At 65.3% G+C, this 19,282-nt stretch carries 15 protein-coding genes and 6 pseudogenes; 9 read left to right on the top strand and 12 right to left on the bottom strand.

Annotation, left to right across the window (positions count from 1 at the left end):
• Window positions 1-284: 284 nt before the first annotated feature.
• The 3 genes from J2X34_RS04475 (at window position 285) to J2X34_RS04465 (ending at window position 2,928) form a co-directional block, all read left to right on the top strand.
• On the top strand, window positions 285-662 hold the full coding sequence (locus tag J2X34_RS04475) for a VOC family protein (RefSeq protein WP_174910380.1): 378 nt from the start codon (window positions 285-287) through the stop codon (window positions 660-662).
• 714 nt (window positions 663-1,376) lie between these two features.
• The gene (locus J2X34_RS04470) at window positions 1,377-2,000 is read left to right on the top strand and encodes an RNA polymerase sigma factor (RefSeq protein WP_174910382.1); all 624 of its coding nucleotides are present in this window, start codon (window positions 1,377-1,379) and stop codon (window positions 1,998-2,000) included.
• Entirely contained in the window at window positions 1,993-2,928 is a 936-nt protein-coding gene (locus J2X34_RS04465) for a hypothetical protein (RefSeq protein WP_147283565.1), read from the top strand. Before J2X34_RS04470 ends, J2X34_RS04465 begins: the two co-directional genes overlap by 8 nt.
• Before the next feature lie 518 nt (window positions 2,929-3,446).
• Here J2X34_RS04465 and J2X34_RS04460 read toward each other — a convergent pair.
• The 4 genes and pseudogenes from J2X34_RS04460 to J2X34_RS04445 form a co-directional block, all read right to left on the bottom strand.
• Window positions 3,447-4,205: a hypothetical protein gene (locus tag J2X34_RS04460; protein WP_147283564.1), complete on the bottom strand. Its 759-nt coding sequence runs from the start codon at window positions 4,203-4,205 to the stop codon at window positions 3,447-3,449.
• 390 nt (window positions 4,206-4,595) lie between these two features.
• On the bottom strand, window positions 4,596-5,216 hold the full coding sequence (locus tag J2X34_RS04455) for a hypothetical protein (protein WP_429516217.1): 621 nt from the start codon (window positions 5,214-5,216) through the stop codon (window positions 4,596-4,598).
• Window positions 5,217-5,555: 339 nt separating this feature from the next.
• Window positions 5,556-6,293 carry a hypothetical protein gene (locus J2X34_RS04450; RefSeq protein WP_429516216.1) on the bottom strand — a complete coding sequence of 246 codons (738 nt, stop codon included), beginning with the start codon at window positions 6,291-6,293 and terminating at the stop codon, window positions 5,556-5,558.
• 635 nt (window positions 6,294-6,928) lie between these two features.
• Window positions 6,929-7,150: pseudogene (locus J2X34_RS04445) on the bottom strand (manganese catalase family protein); the annotation flags it as partial.
• 171 nt (window positions 7,151-7,321) lie between these two features.
• On the opposite strand from J2X34_RS04445, the gene J2X34_RS04440 reads away from it, so the two are divergent.
• Together J2X34_RS04440 and J2X34_RS04435 are read left to right on the top strand one after the other, a co-directional pair.
• Window positions 7,322-8,287 (top strand): TIGR03557 family F420-dependent LLM class oxidoreductase, encoded by a 966-nt coding sequence (locus J2X34_RS04440; RefSeq protein WP_114723566.1) that lies wholly within the window; start codon window positions 7,322-7,324, stop codon window positions 8,285-8,287.
• Between the two features lie 22 nt (window positions 8,288-8,309).
• Window positions 8,310-8,717, top strand: a pseudogene (locus J2X34_RS04435) (ChaB family protein); the annotation flags it as partial.
• Window positions 8,718-8,940: 223 nt separating this feature from the next.
• Here the strand turns inward: J2X34_RS04435 and J2X34_RS04430 are convergent.
• The 4 genes and pseudogenes from J2X34_RS04430 to J2X34_RS04415 all read right to left on the bottom strand — a co-directional run bounded on the left by J2X34_RS04430 (window position 8,941) and on the right by J2X34_RS04415 (window position 10,781).
• Window positions 8,941-9,672 carry a HemK2/MTQ2 family protein methyltransferase gene (locus J2X34_RS04430; protein ID WP_114723564.1) on the bottom strand — a complete coding sequence of 244 codons (732 nt, stop codon included), beginning with the start codon at window positions 9,670-9,672 and terminating at the stop codon, window positions 8,941-8,943.
• A 4-nt stretch (window positions 9,673-9,676) separates the two neighbouring features.
• A complete protein-coding gene (locus J2X34_RS04425) occupies window positions 9,677-9,916 on the bottom strand; it encodes a CsbD family protein (protein ID WP_429516215.1) in 240 nt (79 codons plus the stop codon).
• A 78-nt stretch (window positions 9,917-9,994) separates the two neighbouring features.
• Window positions 9,995-10,282, bottom strand: a pseudogene (locus J2X34_RS04420) (FAD-dependent oxidoreductase); the annotation flags it as partial.
• A 29-nt stretch (window positions 10,283-10,311) separates the two neighbouring features.
• Window positions 10,312-10,781: pseudogene (locus J2X34_RS04415) on the bottom strand (SRPBCC family protein).
• 171 nt (window positions 10,782-10,952) lie between these two features.
• Here J2X34_RS04415 and J2X34_RS04410 point away from each other — a divergent pair.
• Both J2X34_RS04410 and J2X34_RS04405 read left to right on the top strand, forming a co-directional pair.
• On the top strand, window positions 10,953-11,324 hold the full coding sequence (locus J2X34_RS04410; RefSeq protein WP_429516214.1) for a DUF6098 family protein: 372 nt from the start codon (window positions 10,953-10,955) through the stop codon (window positions 11,322-11,324).
• 206 nt (window positions 11,325-11,530) lie between these two features.
• Window positions 11,531-11,724: pseudogene (locus J2X34_RS04405) on the top strand (transposase); the annotation flags it as partial.
• Window positions 11,725-11,861: 137 nt separating this feature from the next.
• On the opposite strand, the gene J2X34_RS04400 reads toward J2X34_RS04405, so the two are convergent.
• Window positions 11,862-12,242 (bottom strand): nuclear transport factor 2 family protein, encoded by a 381-nt coding sequence (locus J2X34_RS04400; protein ID WP_114723562.1) that lies wholly within the window; start codon window positions 12,240-12,242, stop codon window positions 11,862-11,864.
• A 1,939-nt stretch (window positions 12,243-14,181) separates the two neighbouring features.
• Window positions 14,182-15,723, bottom strand: a complete 1,542-nt coding sequence (gene lnt / locus J2X34_RS04395) for an apolipoprotein N-acyltransferase (protein ID WP_114723561.1) — start codon at window positions 15,721-15,723, stop codon at window positions 14,182-14,184.
• A gap of 251 nt (window positions 15,724-15,974) precedes the next feature.
• Between lnt and J2X34_RS04390 the strand changes: the two genes are divergently transcribed.
• Window positions 15,975-16,760, top strand: a complete 786-nt coding sequence (locus tag J2X34_RS04390; protein WP_429516213.1) for a SigB/SigF/SigG family RNA polymerase sigma factor — start codon at window positions 15,975-15,977, stop codon at window positions 16,758-16,760.
• Window positions 16,761-16,769: 9 nt separating this feature from the next.
• Here the strand turns inward: J2X34_RS04390 and J2X34_RS04385 are convergent, their stop codons facing one another.
• Window positions 16,770-17,003 (bottom strand): hypothetical protein, encoded by a 234-nt coding sequence (locus J2X34_RS04385; protein WP_114723560.1) that lies wholly within the window; start codon window positions 17,001-17,003, stop codon window positions 16,770-16,772.
• Between the two features lie 254 nt (window positions 17,004-17,257).
• On the opposite strand from J2X34_RS04385, the pseudogene J2X34_RS04380 reads away from it, so the two are divergent.
• A pseudogene (locus tag J2X34_RS04380) lies at window positions 17,258-18,188 on the top strand (quinone oxidoreductase family protein); the annotation flags it as partial.
• A 352-nt stretch (window positions 18,189-18,540) separates the two neighbouring features.
• Here the strand turns inward: J2X34_RS04380 and J2X34_RS04375 are convergent.
• Complete coding sequence (locus J2X34_RS04375) at window positions 18,541-19,092, bottom strand: DUF302 domain-containing protein (protein ID WP_114723559.1); 552 nt, start codon at window positions 19,090-19,092, stop codon at window positions 18,541-18,543.
• Window positions 19,093-19,282 lie beyond the last annotated feature (190 nt).

Below are 19,282 nucleotides of genomic sequence, written 5' to 3'. Positions count from 1 at the left end.
GAAGCTGATCCTCTTCATGCAGTCGACGTAATCAGTTGTGCTGGTAGCTGCCTGGCTCGGCATGTTTGATTGGGTGCGTTACGACTGGAAGAGCTACTGATGGCGGGTGGTCAGGCTTCGTCAGATGACACGGGTCGCCGAAAGATCAGCAGATGGAACTGGCGATACCAGTGGCCTCGAGCGGTACGACGAATGGCCAGTCACCCACCGCTAGTTCTAGTCGCCGACCGTGACGGCTATCGCGAAGTCCTGCCGGGCCGTCGGGCCCAGGCTAGCCTGAGTGGATGATCACGCATGTCGCTTCGGCGGTTATCTACGTGGCCGACCAAGACGAGGCGCTCGCCTTCTACCGCGACATTCTCGGGTTCGAGGTCGTCTCCGACGCTGACATGGGAAATGGTGCGCGTTGGGTTGAAGTGCGACCTGCAGGAGCGCAAACCACGATCGTCCTTTCGCCCGCGGACATTTTTGGGCGATCGTCTGGTGACGGGGCCTTCCTGACCTTCGCAAGTGACGATGTCGACGAAACTGCACAGCAGCTGCGTGCACGTGGGGCAACAGTGTCAGACGTGGTCAGGGAGCCCTGGGGTATCTACGCGACCGTCGCCGCTCCAGACGGCCACAAGGTCCAGTTCAATCAGCGCGTTGCCGCGAACGAGTAGAGCCTATTCCACGCTCGAGCAAGGCGTCGACATGATCGCTTGCGCATTCGGCGCAGTTGCTATCCGGGATACGCATGGCGGTCCACTATGTCGTGCACTGGCCGTAGCGCGGTATCACGCTGAAGCGAGCCCAAGCCCGAACTGCTCCGAGCGCTGTGATGGATGAGGGGCCGATCCTCACGATGTGGGATCGGTTCTCCGACCTCGGCGAGCTCGATGGCCATGTACTCGACACGTCGGGCGAAGCGGAAGAAGCTCAGTGCCCAGCGGGTGGCAGAGGCCATTCGCGATGGTCGCTTCCCGACGGTTTGCAGCGTAGCGACTGGACCTGCAAAGGAAGGCGGTGTCTCAGGGACTATCTCGCGAGAGTACACGGCCAGCCTTGCGAGAAGCACTCAGCGGTGCATCATCGATGACTGTCTCCAGCCACAACATCACCTTTCGCGTCGATGGTGATGCGCCTCATAGGGATTCACCTGACGGGACGCTCACCATTTTCGGCGTGATGGCGAGAAGGAGACCGGATCCTATCCGGGTCGTCGCAAAGCAGTCCGACCGTAGCCCGGCCCGCATCAGCCCGACCCGGCCTAGGGGACGCTTGCCGTCCTTGTGTGGTCCACGAACCGTCCACAGCAACGGCACGGCCGCTGGGATTTCATCCACGCCGTCTGCCCTGACCGTGAACCGGATCCAGCGCCCGTGACAAATGAGCATGTGGACACTGATGTACTCCGCGAGGTTCCCTGCCCGCGAGACAATGAGCTGATCGCCCGGTCGCTGACGGATCCGGACGCCTTCGCGGGGATCTTCGATCGTCACTTCGGCACGATTCATCGCTATCTCGCTCGTCGGGCGGGCAGCGATGCGGCCGATGATCTCGCCTCGGACGTGTTCGTGGTCGCCTTCGGTCGTCGGGCCGGTTTCGACCTGGCCTACGAACACGCGCTACCCTGGCTGTACGGAATTGCCGGCAACGTTCTGCACTCGAACCGTCGCCGCCTGGGCCGGGACATCGCCCTGCTCGCCCGCCATCCCAGGCCAGACAGCTCGTTGCCATTCGAGGACCGGGTCGACGCCTCGATCGACGCCCGCCGCGAGGTCCGCGCACTCGAGCGCCGGCTGCGGCGACTCTCGCAGGCAGATCTCGACACGCTGCTGCTCTACGCGTGGGGAGATCTCAGCTATCCCGAGATAGCCGAGGCGCTGCAGATCCCCACCGGAACCGTGCGTTCTCGCTTGAACCGGCTCCGCCGCAAACTGCGTGAACCGGAACCCGATGAACTCACAACAACAGGGCGACAGCAGACCGAACCGGGGCAAGGAGATGGACATGGGTGACTTCACGGAGATCCGCAGTCGGCGACCCGAGCCGCAGCCTCCCCGTGACGAGGTCATCCTCCGAGCGAGACGAAACCTGATGCGCACCGTAGAAATCGAGAAGTCCACGCAGCGATCGGCGTCCGACGCCACCGGGTCATCGACGACGGTCGTCACTCTCGGTAGGTTCCGTCGCCGGCCAGGGCGGGTGACGGCGGTGGTCAGCGCCGCCTGTGTCGCCGTCTCGGTGTTCGTCTTCGCCGCAGGATACGACCACATGGGTGTACCCGAACAGAGCCAGGTCGTCACGGTGGGTGCGGCCCGCACGCTGGAGCAAACCGCGGACTTGGTCGCGGCGATGACCGAGCCGATCGAGACCGGACCGATCCGGCACCTGCAGTTCACCAACCTGACCGATGCGGATCACCCGACGTACGACACCTTCGTGCGCCCGGACGGAACCGCACTCGTCGGCAAGGTCGGCGGGGACCTCCACGAAACTTCCGGATACCTGACGAGCGCGCAGCTGGCCGGACTTCCTGCCGACCCCTACCAGCTGCGGACGCAAATGCTGAGTCTGTCGCAGCAGCTCGGACTCGGGTACGTCGACGAAGCCCCTGACCGGGCACTTTATCGGCTGGCGACCAAGCTGCTTCCGGACCCGGCAGTCACGCCCGAGGTCAAGGCCGGGATCTACCGAGTCCTCGCCGGGCTCGACCTCGAGGCGATCCGGGCACGCGACCTCGGTATCGGTACGGATCGGACCGGGAGGCCCGGCTATGTACTCGAGTTCACCTTCGAGGAGGGCTACGTCGACCGGATGGTGATCGACAGTGGGTCCGGAGCGCTGATCAGTGTCGAGACACTGGACCGCGGCGGAAGGTTCTTCGGCGGTCAGGTCAACGTCTTTGCCGAGATGGTCGACCACATGCCGCCGGCGCACCCCTGAGACGTGAGTGCGGTCGTCGATGACAATGTGCACACGCGTCAGCTGAGCTCTCATCCGGCGCCCATCTCCCAAGCCGTCCGCTTGGTCCCCAGACCCACGTCGTCGGCGAGGCGAATCGTGACGTCCTGAGCGTTGGAGGTATGGAGCGAGATCACGTTTGTTCGGACTTCTTGATCGCGAGGCGGGCGGACATGGGGGGAGTGTGACCGTGTTGAATGGAATTCGGACATCTGCTTTCGCGACGTCCGATGCGGGCAGTGAAGGCGCCGGACGCCGACTGACGCACCGGTTTTCAGGATCTGCTAGGCACCCTGCTGTGGGCTCGGAAGGTGTTCCGATAGGCATGGGGAGACACTCCGATTGCCGCGTGCAGGTGCTGTCGCAACGACGCCCCTGTGGTGAAGCCGACCTCCGCGGCGATCCGGTCGACTGGGAGGTCGCTGATCTCCAGGAGGTTGCGGGTGCGCTGCGGGGTCGACCGCCACGGACCCCGGAGCTGGACCAGACCCACCGCTTTCTCAGTCGGCGAAGTTGTCGGTGTAGCCGAGGAAGAGCGTCCGCCTGCGAGTCAGGGCGTCCTCGAGGCGAGTCCATCCGGGCGCGTCAATACCGCCGTAGATGGGCTTCAGCTCCTCGATGAGTTCATTCGCCTTCAGCAGGGACAACGGCGTATCCCGTTCGAATCCAATCCAGGACGCACCGATACCAAGTGGACGATAGCCGTAGGCGTCGGCGAGATGACGAGTGACGGTGTAGTTCTGGAACGTGTCCCAGTCGACGCTGAAGTACCCATTCGGGAAGCCGGCGATTGCCGCCAGACTGTCGCGGACCGGCACGTGGAGAACGTGGATTTCGTCGTCGAGAATGGTGGTCGGGTCGTCGTTGACGGCGGCCATCCGGTCAATCCAGTCGGGAGGGCATTCTCGAGTGCCGTGCAGTTCGTCCCAGCTCGGTATGAGTTCGCTCCTGCCGAGCTGAGCCGCCGCATGAGCGACCTGCCGGAGCTCGAAGCGCCGTTGAGCGCCTGGGTCGTTCAGAAAGTCGAGATCGTCTGTCGCAACTTCGAGTTCATCAGCCTCGCCGGCGTGCATGCTCGTGTACGAGGCTTGGGCGAGATCGTCGAGCGTGATGAAGATTCGGGAGTCGAGATTTGCGGCTCGTTCTGCAGAAACCAGCGTCAGAATGTCATCGACGTCCTGAATGTCACTTAGTCGTGCGCGCGTCAAGACGCTGGCGCGGGGGTCCTGAGCTCCGTCGGGAATCCGGTCGATCTTCACTGACTCATGCTAGCTCTACGGCCCGTTGCTGCTACGGCCGCCGTGGCGAGACTGACAGAGCTGGGCACTTGGATAGCCTGCAATGGTTCACGAGGCCTGTCGGAATCAGTACTCTACGAAGCTGTCTCCTCTCCTGGCGATGAATGACATTCAATGATACCCTCGGGGGTATATATCCGCCAACCGGCAAGGTTGGCAAAGTGGCCAGCTTGGATGACGAATGGCCACCTACGGTCGCCATTCACAACAGAACAGACGACGGGCCGGGGTGAATCGTCATCGGAGTTGTCATCCGAAGGTGCGCCGACCCGTGGTGTGACAACTAACGCGACGGATTTCCGTCGCGATCGTGGTCACGATAGTTGGCAATTGTTCGTGCGAGAGCAACGGCTACACCGCGGTTGGCCAACCGATCTCCGTGATGTCGTCGGTCAGGTCGACGATGCCCGCGGACGGGTTCAGCGCGGCCACAATCTCGCCGGTCAGCGGTTCGCCGTCGAAGAGGTGCCGCATCGCCTCAACCTGCTCGGCGCTCGGGGTCCGCTCGTAGTAGGTGGCTGCCCAGCAGGCGTGCTCATCTGCGTCGCGGGTCAGCGCTTCTGCCAGGTCAGGAATCCGCAGTTCACCCGCGAGCAACTGCCAGATGCCCGCGTCGCACGTCGCCAACCACGAGATGCGATCCATCGAAAACGCCGGTTCGCCCCAGAAGTCCTCGAGCCCTGTGTTCGCGGGCGTATGGGCGGCCCAGCCGGCGGAAGGCGGCGGCACCGCCAGACTCTGGGGTTCGTAGGACTTGAATCCGATGACATCATCCGAGATCAGGGCAAAATACTCGGCGCCTTGCCCGTCCCGGGCCGAGGCCATCGACTGTCCGGAACCCCATTCCGAGTTGAACGAGTAGTAGCGGTACTCCCACTCCGGGCACAGGATCGCGTCGATGATCGCGAGGGCCTTGGCCCTCTGCGAAAACGCCCGGCCAACCGGAAGAGCTTCGATGGAATTGCGGTCCATGAATCGAATGTAACTGGGGCGACCGAAACCAACCGGAGCCGGCGGGCCACACAACTCGGGGATCCCTCGGCGTGCTGTCGCGGTGGCAGGCGCCTCGTTGCAGTCGTACCGGACGCGAGACGAGCGTGCGTCGGCGCCGCAAGGAGGGCCGTATATGCAGACCTCTTGCTCCACCCCGTGGAGTGGAAGGTCCTGCAGACTAACGTCCGACAAGTATCGTGCAGGTCTACCGCTGGCTCGTTGGACCCCGTGAAGCAGAGCCGCCCGACAGGCCATTGCCTCGGCTGCCCGGGCAATGGCCTGTCGGTGTGCTTCACACTTCACGCGATCGTCAGGCACTTACGCCCGGCGACGATGCCTGCCGAGGCCAGCTGCTGTCGTACCTGCCGCGGCCGCGACGAGCAGGGCGCTGCCGACCAGCCAACCGGATCCGTGTCCAGCGGTGTCGTTCGAGGGTCCGCCGCCGGCTTCGACGCCGCCCATAGGGACGAGAGCGACCTGCCCTCCGCCTTGCGGGGCGGGTGGCGCTTGCTCGCGGGGGCCGGGGACGCTCGGTCCCGGTGCGCTGGGGCCGGGAACGATCGGGGCCGGTCCCGGTGCGCTGGGGCCGGGGACGCCTGGGCCGCCCGATCCGCCGGACCCCGCGAAAAGGCTTCCGAGCCCGACACTTCCGAGTACGCCACTGCCGAGTAGGAGGCTGCCGCTGTTGGAACTGGAGCTTCCGAGCAACGGCAAAATCAAGCTGCCCAGATCCGCACTTCCGTGCTCCCCGAGGCTGGCGCTGCCGGCCTCCGCGCTACCGGCACTGCCCAGACTGCCCTCGCCGCTGCCGGAGCTCTCACTGCCGTGGCTACCCAGACTGCCCTCGCCGCTGCCGGAGCTCTCACTGCCGTGGCTACCCAGACTGCCCTCGCCGCTGCCGGAGCTCTCACTGCCGTGGCTACCCGAACTGCCCTCACCGTCGGCGTTCGCCAGTGCCGGCGAACCGATCGCAAGCGCGGCGACTGCCGTCGCGGCAACCATGATGCGGGTCTTGATCTTCAGAGTGCGTATGTCTGTAGCTCTGTGCTTTGGCATCGCGATACAACCTCCTCGATTGGCCTGCGCAACAATTCGTAGAGATTCCGCCCAACCGCATGAAGACAGAAAGAAGCTGCGGCGCCACCATTTCCTCACCCCAGTCAGAGACCAACTAAACCGGCGGCGCCCCATGCATATAGGCGAAAGCAACGTAACATCTCGATCAGCCGAAGGAAGGTGGAATAGGTTCAGGTGCACAACGCATCCCCGGCTGCGTCTGTACCGGAAGTTCTCATCCTGATAGGTCTTATCTGCACGTCAGCGCGCTATTGATCCCGTTGCGCGATCGGTGATTTCGCGTAGGGTCGATCGTGGTCGCCGGTTCAGATCTACCGTGAAGGTCGGGCGGCAAGTTCGGGGCAACGCCCACTCTATGGCGCGGTGGGTCGTGAGCGGTCCGGGCGGTACTGGAACGGGGATGAGCGGGGGGCGCTCGTCCGGCGCCGCCCCCGCCACGGCAGGTTCTGTCGATGCGTACCATCGGCAGGCCCTGCAGCGGCACGGTCCACAAGATCATTTGCCCTCATTCCCGAAAAGCGGCACACGCCGAACAGGTGCAGTTCCTATGGTGAGAGAGCCGCTGGTGGAGCCCTATCGTCGACGGCGGAAGCCACACCGCTTCCGCCAAGCTGTCCGCCGCCGGTGAGACTCAGGTAGATCGGGTTGACGGCAACCTGGTGAATGGCTCGTTCCCGTCCGTCCGCGGTCGCTACGACTGGCATCCAGTCGCAGCGTTCGTTGGCCTGCTTGAGGTCGTCGTTGAGGCCGTCCAGAAGCATCGTGATCATCGATCCCACGATCTCGAGGTGGCTGAACTCCTCGGTGGCGATGTCCATTGACAGGTCGTACACCTGTACCCGCAGAGGCGCCGGGGAATCCTCGGTAGGCACGCACTTCGGTGATCGTGACTCGAACGCAACACGGCATATGAGGTCCGTGACGACCTTCGGTCGGTTTCGGGTGGCCGCTTGCGGGGTATTCCGCCCGCACACCGGGTCGCGCGTGCAGGATGGGATGGAGGCGTCATGAGGGTCGGGTTCAAGCTGTTCGCAGAGGCGTACTCACCGATCGAACTGGTTCGGCAGGCGGTCCGGGCTGAGGAGGCGGGTTTCGACTTCGTCGAGATCAGTGACCACTTCCATCCGTGGCTGCACGATCAGAACCACTCGGGCTTCGCGTGGTCGATTTTGGGATCGATCGCCGCGAAGACCTCGACCATCGAACTGGCCACCGGTGTGACGTGTCCTTTCGTGCGTTACCATCCGGCGATCGTGGCCCAGGCGGCAGCAACGACAGCACTTCTCTCCGACAACAGATTCGTGCTGGGACTGGGAAGTGGGGAACGACTGAACGAACATGTCGTCGCACGCGGCTGGCCGGCGGCATCGACCCGCTCGGCGATGCTGCGCGAGTCGATCGAGATCATTCGGCTGTTGTGGAGCGGCGGCTATCACAGTTTCAGCGGTCGACATCTCGAGCTCGAGGATGCGCGCGTGTTCGACCTGCCGGAGCGACTTCCACCGATCGTGGTGGCGGGTTCCGGAGGACCGGCGGCGAAGATCGCGGCCGAGTTGGGCGACGGGTTGTTCGCGACGGAGGCCGACCGGGATCTGATCGCCCAGTACGAGAAGGCGGGCGGATCAGGGCCGAGGTACGCCGAAGTCTCGTTGTCGTGGGCGCCGACGGAGGAGGCCGCCCTGCAGTCCGCTCACAAGCTGTTTCGGTTCTCGGCCGCGGGGTGGAAGGTTCAGGCCGAGCTGCCGAACCCGGTCAATTTCGAGGCTGCCGCGTCCGTCGTTCGAGCATCCGACATAGCCGAGAGCTTCGGATACGGGCCCGACCCGAGACGTCATCTCGAGCGAATCCGCGTGTACGCCGACACGGGTTTCGATCATCTTGCCCTGGTCAACGCGGGGCCGGACGTCGACGGATTCTTCGACTTCTACACAGAAGAGCTCGCCCCCGCGCTGAAGGAACTCGCGTTGGTCTGAGAGAAGAAGGGAGACAACGGCAATGCCCAAGACGACCAAGTCCGCCCAACCGAAGAAGCGGGAGTTGCCGGAGACGCTGCTCCGTTCATCCCCCAAGGCGCAACGTACCTTCGCCAAGGCTCACGATGCTGCAGCGGAGGAGTACGGCGAGGGGGAGCGAGCACACAGGGTTGCGTACGCGGCCCTCAAGCACAGCTTCGAAAAAGTCGGCGACCATTGGGAACCCAAGGCCGAGAAGGGGCCGTCGGACGAGCGAGCCCGCAGCGGGGGCCCGCGAGCGACCGGTCGAAAGGCCGAGGGCGTCGACGCCAATGCGAGCAGACGGCACCTCTACGACATTGCCCGGCGTCTAGGCATTCACGGCAGATCGACGATGCGTAAAGAGGAGTTGGTCCACGCGATCGAGAAGGCGAACCGACGACGAACTGCCGCCGGCGGGGCTGAAAGAGGCACTGCGACCTCTCGCTCGATGCGAGTTAGTGAGTACTCGGGGCCTGACACGGTGGACGTGGGTGCCTCCCGCGTGCCTGGTGGAGAGGGAAGCAACCGGGGCAGTAGGAACGAGGGGCAAGATCAGGTGAACCTACAACGGAAGAAGATCGTATTCAACGTCGTCGAGCGACGAGGGGCAGACCAGTCGGCAGTCGCACGAGTCAGTGTGCGGCCGACCTGCTGTTGACTGCGCGAAAAACGACGAGCTTCTCGAAATCCTCGTCAGGTCGCAGTAGCCCCCGCTGTCGTAGCAGGGATGCCCGCGCGGTGAGTACCGGGCCGAAGGGTATGTGCTCGGTCGATACGACGTCCGTCGAAAGTCCTTGGCGCCGCAGCTCGGTCCATGTGGCGTCGATATCACTCAGGCCTGACTGCAGGAGCAGGAGGACTCCACCAGGAGAGAGGATGCGGGCGGCCTCGCGGCAGATGCGATCCAGATACGCTCGGCCGTCCCGCCCGGCATCCCAGCAACGAGCCAGGCCGCCGACAGGCAGAACGTCGTCGGCCGCAGGAACATAGGGCGGATTGCTGACGACGAGATCGAAATCGTTCGCGCCGAACGGAATCGTAAGATCGCCACGCACCACGCGTACCCGTACGCCGTTCAACCTGGCGTTGAGCCGAATGTTCAGCAAAGCCCGTCTGTCGACGTCCACCGCGGTCACTTTGCGAGATCCGGCCAACGCAGCCGAAACCGAGAGATATCCCGTACCCGCGCCGATGTCGAGAACGCGGGTACCGGGTTCGAGCGATTCCACGAGCAGCGTGCGTGCGAGGAGATGCGTGTCCGACTGCGGCGGATAGACGCCGGGCAGTCGCCAGAACCTGCGGGGAGTCGGCTTTCGCGGACGAATCGGTTCACCCGTTCCACACAGCGTCGTGTCCGACGTCATCGCATTACTTGTCCTGCTCGGTACGCTGGCGTGCCTCGTTCGCGGACGCCTTGCCGCGCGCCTTTTCTGCCGCGGCCTCCTTTTCTGCCGCTTCGCGCTGCGCGGCGGCCTTGTCCTGCTGTGCTTTACCCTCGCGCACGAGATCGTCCTGACCCGTCACGGCGCCCGCCGCTTCCTTGGCCTTCACCCCCTCGACGGTGCCTTTGACTGCCTCTGCAGGCCCAGACTTGTCCTTGTCCGTCATGACATGATCTCCATTCCGTGGATACGGTCTACGCAGCCAATACCCGGTCGCGTCCGCGGGCAAACATTGTCAGTGACCGACGGCGGGAGCGTTCGCGTCCTCGGCGTCCAGCGGATGCGTCACCGCGATCGGCGCCCGACTCCAGGACAATCCGTGCTTTTTCCAGGTCGAGCGAGGGGAATGCGGGCGACACCGCGGTGAGAGGATAGAAGGCGCTGAACCGGTCGTAGCGGTACCCGGGATGGAGGTTCACCCGACCGAACGGCACCTCCCGGTGTCGGCCCGGTCGAGAACCAGCACGTCCCATCCTCGGTCGGCGAGGGTGATCGCCCCGACCAGTCCGTTGGGCCCCGCACCGATGACGATCGCGTCCGCTCGCTCGCTCGCTCATCCGATCACCCGAGTCTCGGCGCGGTCGAGCCGTCGCGCGAATCGGAAGGAGTCTCCGCGAGCAGCGCCAGCCGCCGGATGCACTCCCGATTGCGGGGCACCGCGGCCAGTTCGACGACGCGCTGTGGAAAGCACGACATGGGAGGCGAGGCGAGATGCTCGCCCATCGCGATCACACAGCCGACCCCGTCGGGACGTACCTGAATCTCGATCCGAGCTCGACCGAAGCCCTTCGCGCGGGCGTTGAGCGTGAGTGCTTTCCCTGAATTGCCTCGAATACCTCGGCGTGGTCGATCAGGAACGGCCACAAACCGACCGAATGATGGATCCGTGCGCAGGGTGCGGGCCATTCGGGGTCCACGGCGCGCATTCCGGACGCCCCGACCACCCAGCCCGGATACCGCCATCCGTCGGCGAGCACCTCCCACACCCTTTGAGGAGAAGCTTTGGTTTCCCAATGTGCCTCGAATCTCATGTCTGTCTCATCGCACCTGCGCCTCCGAAGCGAATGCAACTGACGGTGTATTCCCGAGGCTCCTGGAAGTGAAACGTGGGTCGGCACCGGGGCGCCGTGCGGACTGCCGGGTCCACGGACTGTGGTCGTCATCGTTGGAAACGCGAGGAATGCTCGAGGGGTTTGTCCGAGATGTGTTCGGAGGGTGGCGTCGTGACCGGCGCGGTTTCGAATCGGGAGCCATCGGGGGCGCCGCTCGTCGCGATTACGACACTGGCCGAACTGGTCGCTCTGACGGCGTCGACCCACGGCATCTTTCTACGCTATTCGAGCGGGCCAGAACGCGATGCTGCCGACTGCCGAAGCCTCGACCTGGAATCGGGGATAGACATGCCGGGCCTGGCTGTGACGCCGCTTTCACCTGAACCGTGGTGGCCCGGGTCCGCCGAGGGATGGATAGCACGTCGCCTCCACCGCTGTTGCGGTCTTAGTAACACACTCACGGCGCGCAGCAGACTCACGATGAAAAGAGCGCAGAATCGGACTGGTTTCCCTGGTTGCTGACCGGCACCGTCATCGGTCACAGCCTGGATTTGGAACCGCTTGTCACGCGTCTCAGCCCCGCTGTTCCGTTCGCGTCGCCAGGTGTGTAATCCGCACAGACGGAATCGGCAGCCGACCCGCGTGGTGTCCAACAGCGGTAGCTGGACAAGCAGGCGAGGGGAGGGCAATTGCCAACTATGGTGACAGCCTGCAAGAGGATGCTCCCCATACCGAAGCCGTTCCCCGAGGAACTCCGCCGAGACGTCATCGCGGTCGCCGCCGGCAAGCGCTAGGCCCTCTGCGCCAGATCTCCAAGGACTTTGGAATCACCGAAGGATGCCTGCACCGCTGGCTGAAGATCGCCGATCGAGAGGACGCGATCAGCACCGGCGGGAAGTCCACCAACTCAGACGAGTCCGCAGAGCTTCCACCGGCTACGACTCCTCGCCAAATAGGAGACATACCTTAGTCCGGGGCCTCGTTCGTGGTCACGGCCGGATGGCTGGTGTCCCGGTGACGGAGATGAGATGGGCGACTGCTTCGACCTGCTTGCCCTCCTCACTGGTAGTGGTCGGCGTCCGGAACGGATGTCTGCTGGTAGAGCGTGAGTCGCCACTGGCCGTCGCGACGGGTGTAGACGCTGGACATCAGAGCGTGGAACGCCGGCGCGCCCTCGCCGCGGGAGGCCCGGCCGGTGTAGACCAGGATCGCGGTGTCCTCGCCGACCTCGATGAGGCGGTCCTCGCTGATCTCGTAGTCCCGCCACGGCGGGGCGTCGTCGAGCGAGGCGATCACCGCGTCGCGATCCAGCACGAAGCCGTGCGAGAGAACCATGACCGCATCCGCTGTCATGAGCCGGCCGTAGAAGTCAGCCCCTGTTCCCTGGCACAAAGATGCCCATCCTGCATGCTCCAGCCTCAGAATCTCCGCGCCGTCCATACGTCGACCCTAGCCAGCCCGAACCATGATGTCGTCGGCATTCGCACCGAGTGCCTCCTCACGTGCGGTCGAAGGACGGCTTCCGGCGGACAAGAAACAGTCGGTTCCGCTTGTGCCTCTATGTCATTGCCGTGGGAAGCGACGGCTCTATCAACGACCACTGCTCATCCGTCAAGTATCCGGTGCGCGACACAATGAAGAGTGTCGCCGATCAACCGCCCACGTTGGGAGACACTCCCTAGGCCGGCTCTGTCCGTCGGAGGCGGGACCGACCTTTGATCTTCTTGCCGAATCTCGGCAGCGCTAGTACCAGTAGCGGCGGCCTCCGACTGCACGGCCTGTCGCGCCGAATCTAGTGCGAGGAAGCAAGATCGACGGCGATGTCGTCGACGGCGGGCAAGATGGCCGACCAGACAGCCTGCGGTTCGCGGAGATCGCAGCCTCTCAGAGCCCTGCAGTAGACCGTGATTGTTCCGTCGGCGCCAACTTCGCCCACCGGAAATGGCAGTGTCGGCCATGGTCGCGAGAAGGGCCACTCCCATTCCCAACCCATCACCGACTCTACTTGCAACACAGTCGAATACACACCACCTTCCCGATCTGTCGGTCGCGCGGTCACGAGTTTCAATGCTGCACGTGCCTCATCCTCATTGCCGCCGCAGCATCTCAATCGGGGTCGTCCCGACAAAAGATCCCGGTCGATGTGAAGATGCGGGCGGTGTTGTCCGGGGGAGATGCGCGGCGCCGAGGCCTCCCGCCGGCACGGGGTGTCGGATATGTCGGTGTCGAAGTGGAAGCAGCATTTCCTCGACGCCGGTCGGCAGCTTCTCGAGGCCGACGGTGCGGGCGAATCCTGCCTGCACCATCCCGGGCTTCACACCCTGCCACGTACTTGACGTAAGACAACCTCGCGCGTCAGGAGACGCCGGCCACACGGCATCCTTGGCGTGCCGACACTCATGCCGCGACCCGCGGGGAGATCATGATCGGACACACGGACTCCAAAACATATTCGTCACGTGACTAAATGACACCCCGCGACGGCAAAGCGGGAGGAGCAGCCGGGCGAGTGCCACTCGACGCGAGTAGGTGCGAGAACCAGCATCAGCCGATGCGGCAGCGCGCGAAGGGTGAAGCGCGGTAGCAGCGGCGACGGTCGGACGATCCACAGTCCATGAAAGCCCGCAAGCGCTAACCGATCTGATCATTTGCCAACAGCGGTGACGAAAATGCCAACTAGGCGTTCGTGGACGGCTCTGGCCGATCTGCGCTGGCTGGTCCGTGGCATACCGCCCGTCACGTCCAACCCGGTCTAGCGGAACTGCGAGAGATGCCAACTATCTGACGATTTGCCAAGTTCGATGACGATTCACAGCCGGGGCGAACATTCGGCGTTATCGCAGGTCGTCGTTTCACCGATAATCCACATTATGTCAAGTACTGGAGATCGGGCGGTTCCCCGCGGAGACGGGACCGAGCACTGCGCCACGGAGCCGACTGCATGTCCGATACCCCGCTGCGGCCGCGCGACCCGTGACATCGACGACCGACGCACCCGCCGCGGGCCACATCGACTCAGGTGCGATCAGGCTCGATGTCTCCGTTTCTGCCCGCAGCTCGGACCTGCCATCCGGGCCCCGGCGAGTTCACGGAGTCGATCTCATCGACTCGCGCAGCTGAGGCGAACTCCGAGTATCAGATGCCGGTCGACACCGCGTCATGTAGCGTGCCGGGTACGCGGCCGGCATCAGACAAAACGCCGTCGCGTACTGCACTCGACGACGGATGCGGCGCAGGATCCCGAACCGGAACATCGATCGGACCCGGACCTCCCCGCCGGTCACCGCCCCCACCCACACCACTGTCATGGATAATGGCGAATATCCATGCGCGCGTGCGGGTTTCGCTCGCCTCCCCTGCGTTGTCGTGAATCGCCGCGCTAGTTGGCAACTGGACCACCCCGCCGCCGGACGACCGCCGCTGCCACGTAGCCCACCACGACCGCGGTACAGACGCCCGGGACGTAGTTGCCGAGCCGGTAATAGAGCGTGTCCTCTGTCCGAACGGGCACTTCGACGAGCAGAACGCCGTGCTCGTCGGCGGGCATCGACCCGAGCCGGCGTCCTCGCGCGTCGAATGCGGCCGACTCCCCCGTCAATGCGGCCGCCGCGACCGGGCGGCCACTCTCCGCGGCCCGCAGCGCACCGAACGACGCGAGCTGCGCGGGCGCCCAACTGCCCTGAAAGGTGGCCGTGGAGGATTGGTACACCAGCATGTCCGCCCCCGCCCGCGCCTGCGCGCGGGCCATGTCCGGGAAGGTCTCCTCGAAGGAGATCAGCGGCCCGACCCGGAAACCGCCGGCGTTCATCACGACCAACCTGTCACCGGGCTGCCGGTTCTGCCCCGCCGCGGCGGTGATCCGGTTGAGCCAGCCGAGCTGGTCGCGGAACGGGATGTATTCACCGAACGGGACCAGCCGGATCTTCCGATAGGTATCGCGGATTCCGCTGTGGTCGATCAGGACAGACGCCTTCGAGATCGCGCCGGACTCGCCGACCGGCGCGTCGACGTTGACCAGTAGGTCCGCCCCCGCGGCCGCGGACAACGCGCCCAGCCGAACGAGCAGCGCTTGGTCGGCGGCCGGATTGGTATCGACGCTGCTCTCACCCCACACCACGAGGTCGACCGGCGCGCCGATCCCTCGGGTCAGGTCTTCCTCGAAAGAGAGCAGGTCGCCGTGCACGATCCCCGGCTGCACAAGCGCGACGACCGCGACGTCGGCTGGCGGCTCCGCTGGTCGGCACGCGGACCAGAGTGGACCCGAGGCGACCGCCACCGCCACCGCCACCGCTCCGACGGCCCGGGCTGCCACGCCGCCGACCACGCACAGGGCGACCCCAATGTTCGATGCCACGATCGCGAAGCTGACCAGCCACACCCCGCCGAGCGCGGCGAGCCCGAGCACACCTGGGTGCTGCCACTGGGTGGCACCGAGCAACGACCACGGCCCACCGAGCCACTGCCACGACCGGACCACCTCGACCAGCACCCACCCTGCAGGCACGACGACTGCGGCCGCCGCCGCCCGGCCGCCGGTGAGCGGCTCCCGCAACGCATCCCACACCAACACGCCCCACCCGGTCCACAGCAGCGCGAGCACACCCACAGCCAGCGGGAAGAACCAGACAAGGTTCGGCGCCACCCAGTACTGCGTACCCGCGAGGAATCCGACGCCGGCCAGCCAGCCGCGCAGTCCGGCCTCGCGCGCGGTCGCCGCGGCGCGCACCAGCAGCACCACCGGCACCAGCGACACCCACGCGAGCACGCCGAGGTTCGGCTCGGGGAACGCCAACAGCGGCAGCGCCCCCGCGGCCGCCACCCCGGCCCGCGGCACCCACCGCGAACGCGTCGCACCGACTGTCCATCCCGGTACGCGGCTCCCGTGACCGGGTGGTTTCCCGGAGGACGCTCCGCTGGACACGTGTCGATTCTAGAGTTCGGGCCTGACCTGAGCGGGTCCTCCGTTCGATCCGGGCAGAGGTAGTCGATCGAGTTGGCGGAGGTCAACGGCCCTCCCGCAGTGACCACGCACCGTCATACGATGGACGCATCCGATGTCCGGCCGAACGGAGGACGCGTGAGGGACGACGACGCACCTCGACACGATGCGCGGCGGACGAACCGTGCGGGACCACCGTTCCACTCCCCCCGACGATCTCCCGGGTCGATTGCGTGAATCCTGCAGTCGAGCACACCGACGAATACCGTGACGTGGGTCCGGTCTTCGAGTTGATGGCGTCGCTCGACCGCAGGGACCCGCGCTACCGCGTGCTCCGCGACTCCGTGATCACGCGGTGTCTCCCCCTCGCCGATCACATCGCTCGCAGGTTCGACGGCCGTGGGGAGTTCCACGACGACCTCGTTCAGGTGGCGCGTGTCGGGCTCGTCAATGCGGTCAACCGATATGACTCCCGCGTGGGGTCCGACTTCGTCGCTTTCGCGGTCCCGACCATGATGGGCGAGGTGCGGCGACACTTCCGGGACACCGGGTGGGCCGTGCGGGTGCCCCGCCGGGTGAAGGAACTGCATCTCGAGCTCGGTCGCGCGGTGTCGGTCCTGTCGCAGCGTCTCGGTCGGCCGCCGACGCGCCACGAGCTCGCGGCGGAGCTGCGGATCGGTGAGGACGCGGTCGCGGACGGACTGCTGGCCGGCAACGCGTACCAGACCGTGTCGGTGGATGCCGGGACCGTGGGGCGCCGCGACGACCATCCGCTGGCCGAGACCCTCGGTGCCGACGATCGGCGTCTCGAGGCGGTCGAGAATCACGAGACGCTCCGGCCGATACTGGCGGCGTTGCCCGATCGCGAGCGCCGGATCCTGTTGTTGCGGTTCTTCGCGAACCTCACGCAGAGCCGGATCGCCGAAGAGATCGGGGTATCCCAGATGCACGTGTCAAGGCTGCTGGCCCGGTCGCTCGCGACGCTCCGCTGCCAACTCGAGGACCAGATCGAAAGCTGACGCTGCAGGTCACACCCGATCGACGAGCCGTTCGTGGCCGGCAAGCCGCGCGCAGTTCGCGCAGCAGAAGATCCGACTCTCGTCCTCGACGCCATGGCCGAGTATCCGGCATCCGCAGTGTCCGCACACCGGCGCCATCGCGTGTGCGGCGCATTCGAAGCTGTCGAACACGCCACGACGGTCCCCCATGATCACGGTGAATGCCTTGTCGTAGTCGTTGCCACACGTTTCGCAGTTAGGCATCGTCGTCCTCCTCCTGATGGCGTCGGTCGTGGTGCCGGCCGACGACGGTCTGATACCCCGTGGGAGACGGCTCTACACCTGACGGCTGTCGACCGATTCGCCGACGGGGCCGGGTGCGGGATCGGAGTAACGTGTTCAGCGGTGACACCCTGCTTCTGTTCGGGCAGTGCGTCGTTGACGAGCGAGCCGGCGCCGCAGCCGCCAACTCTCGTGTGGGCCGTCACCGCATCAGACGGCATCATTCTCGATGACGATCCTACGTCGAGAGGCCACAGCCATCACCGGGGCCGGAAGAGGTGTTGATCAAGGCCGAAGCGATCGGCGTCAACTTTTCTCGACACCTACTTCCGCTCCGGCCTGTACCCGCACGAGCTGCCGTTCGCCGTCGGCAGCGAGGTGGGCGGTACCGTCGCCGCGGTCGGCGCCGGCAACTCGGCGTTTCTGGTCGGCGACCGGGTGGTCAGCGCGGACGCAGTGGGCGCGTATGCCGACTACTGCGTGGCACCAGCGGGTCTGTTGGCGCGGGTGCCGGAGGGAGTCGCCCCCGACATCGCCGCATCGGCGCTGCTGAAGGGCTTGACCGCGCATTATCTGGTCAAGTCGGTCTACCCGGTCCGGCGCGGCGACACCGTGCTGGTGTATGCCGGCGCCGGCGGTGTCGGGCTGATTCTGACGCAGTTGGCCACCAGCCTGGGCGCCCGAGTGATCACGACAGTGTCGACGCCGGAGAAGGCCGAGCTGTCCCGCGGTGCCGGTGCGGTGGAGGTACTCGATTACCCCGACGACCCGCACGAATTCGCTGCGACCGTCCGTGCACTCACCGAAGGCAACGGCGCCGCCGCAGTGTACGACGGCGTCGGCAAGTCGACCTTCGACGCCAGCCTGGCCAGCCTGGCGGTCCGGGGCACGCTGGCGCTGTTCGGTGCGTCCAGTGGGCCGGTTCCTCCGGTCGATCCCCAACGCCTCAATGCTGCCGGATCGGTGTACCTGACCCGACCCTCGCGAGGGCACTTCAACCGGACACACGACGAGTTCGTCTGGCGAGCCGGTGAGGTTCTGGATGCGATCGCGGCCGGGTCCGTCGTGGTCACTGTCGGCGGACGCTACCGACTGAGGGCCGCCGCTCAGGCCCATCGCGATCTCGAAGGCCGCAGGACCCGGGGTTCGACGGTCTTGACGCCGTAGCGTCACGGATCTGCCTTGAAAGCACGATGTCCCGCTGCGCAGGCGTGCACAGCGGGACATCGTGGAAGCTAGAGGCCAGGCACACGTCGGGGGGTGCGCCTGGCCCTCAATAAAGTATCGAGACAGTTCCGTCAGGGAAAGCTGCATCGGGGTGAAATCGGGGGTGAAGCGGTCGTCACGCTCGCCTCACCCCGAACTTCCGAGCACATCCGCCGGGCGAACGGCGTCGAACTCGCGCGTTCGACGTGCTGTGGAATCCCAGCGGGTCGGGCGCGGACCAGGACATAGTCTGCGTCCGGGGCGTACCGCGGCGAGGGGAGCCGTCCGGGCCGCCGGTGGTGATCCGGGTTCGTTACGGCAGCTTCGGTGGCAGATCAACGGGTAGGAGCGCGGGTGGAACATCGAGCCCGAGATGCGCGAGCAGGACGGCGAGTTCGGCGTCGAGGTCGCGGCCGGTCGCTGTGATGCGGGGGTCACTGAAGCTGCCGAACTGGGTGCTGGGTTGGTCGACCGCAAACCATGCCTGGCTCGAGCTGTCCTGCCAGAGCACAGTGCGCAGCGGGGCGTAGAGCATGGCCGCCGGGTTGTGGCGGAACATCCGTTCGGCGATGGTGTGGTTGCCCATCAGGTAGGCGACGCAGGGTGCGGTGTCCCCGGCGAGCCGCATCACCTCATCGGCCTGGTTCTTCCAGTAGATCAGGAACCCGAACGGAGCGGCGGCGCCGATGAATTCGAGCATCTCGGCCCACGGCGCTCTCCGGGCGACGAAGTCGGCGACCTGATCGAAGTCCAAGGCCGGGACCGCCCGTTCATATCGGGCCCGGAAGTCGTCCAACGAGGTCGTGACCGGTAGCTGCAGACGGTTGACAGCGACCGGTGTGACGATCGGGACTCGAACGGCCATGACGTCTCTCCTGGCGAGGTCTTTCCGAAGTGGGTGGTCGACGGACGAGCGCAGTGAGGTGGTGGCAACGATCAGGTGCCAGGTTCTGTGCTGTTGCTGACACGGGAACCTCCTCGTCGTCGAGACGTACCGGACTGGTCCGCCGGCGTCCTGGTCGAGCCACAGGAACGTATGAGGTCACGCACCCGAC

It is taken from the genome of Rhodococcus sp. BE178 (assembly GCF_050433545.1).
In the GTDB taxonomy this organism is placed as follows: domain Bacteria; phylum Actinomycetota; class Actinomycetes; order Mycobacteriales; family Mycobacteriaceae; genus Prescottella.
This window is presented reverse-complemented; position numbering and strand designations above follow the sequence as displayed.

Bases quoted from the DNA above. Each gene is read 5' to 3' on its own strand.
- J2X34_RS04410 (WP_429516214.1), top strand. From the start codon at position 10,953: ATGTGTTCGGAGGGTGGCGTCGTGACCGGCGCGGTTTCGAATCGGGAG.
- J2X34_RS04455 (WP_429516217.1), bottom strand. From the start codon at position 5,216: ATGGACCGCAATTCCATCGAAGCTCTTCCGGTTGGCCGGGCGTTTTCG.
- J2X34_RS04465 (WP_147283565.1), top strand. From the start codon at position 1,993: ATGGGTGACTTCACGGAGATCCGCAGTCGGCGACCCGAGCCGCAGCCT.
- J2X34_RS04430 (WP_114723564.1), bottom strand. From the start codon at position 9,672: ATGACGTCGGACACGACGCTGTGTGGAACGGGTGAACCGATTCGTCCG.
- J2X34_RS04450 (WP_429516216.1), bottom strand. From the start codon at position 6,293: ATGCCAAAGCACAGAGCTACAGACATACGCACTCTGAAGATCAAGACC.
- J2X34_RS04385 (WP_114723560.1), bottom strand. From the start codon at position 17,003: ATGCCTAACTGCGAAACGTGTGGCAACGACTACGACAAGGCATTCACC.
- J2X34_RS04375 (WP_114723559.1), bottom strand. From the start codon at position 19,092: ATGGCCGTTCGAGTCCCGATCGTCACACCGGTCGCTGTCAACCGTCTG.
- J2X34_RS04425 (WP_429516215.1), bottom strand. From the start codon at position 9,916: ATGACGGACAAGGACAAGTCTGGGCCTGCAGAGGCAGTCAAAGGCACC.
- J2X34_RS04400 (WP_114723562.1), bottom strand. From the start codon at position 12,242: ATGGACGGCGCGGAGATTCTGAGGCTGGAGCATGCAGGATGGGCATCT.
- J2X34_RS04475 (WP_174910380.1), top strand. From the start codon at position 285: ATGATCACGCATGTCGCTTCGGCGGTTATCTACGTGGCCGACCAAGAC.
- J2X34_RS04440 (WP_114723566.1), top strand. From the start codon at position 7,322: ATGAGGGTCGGGTTCAAGCTGTTCGCAGAGGCGTACTCACCGATCGAA.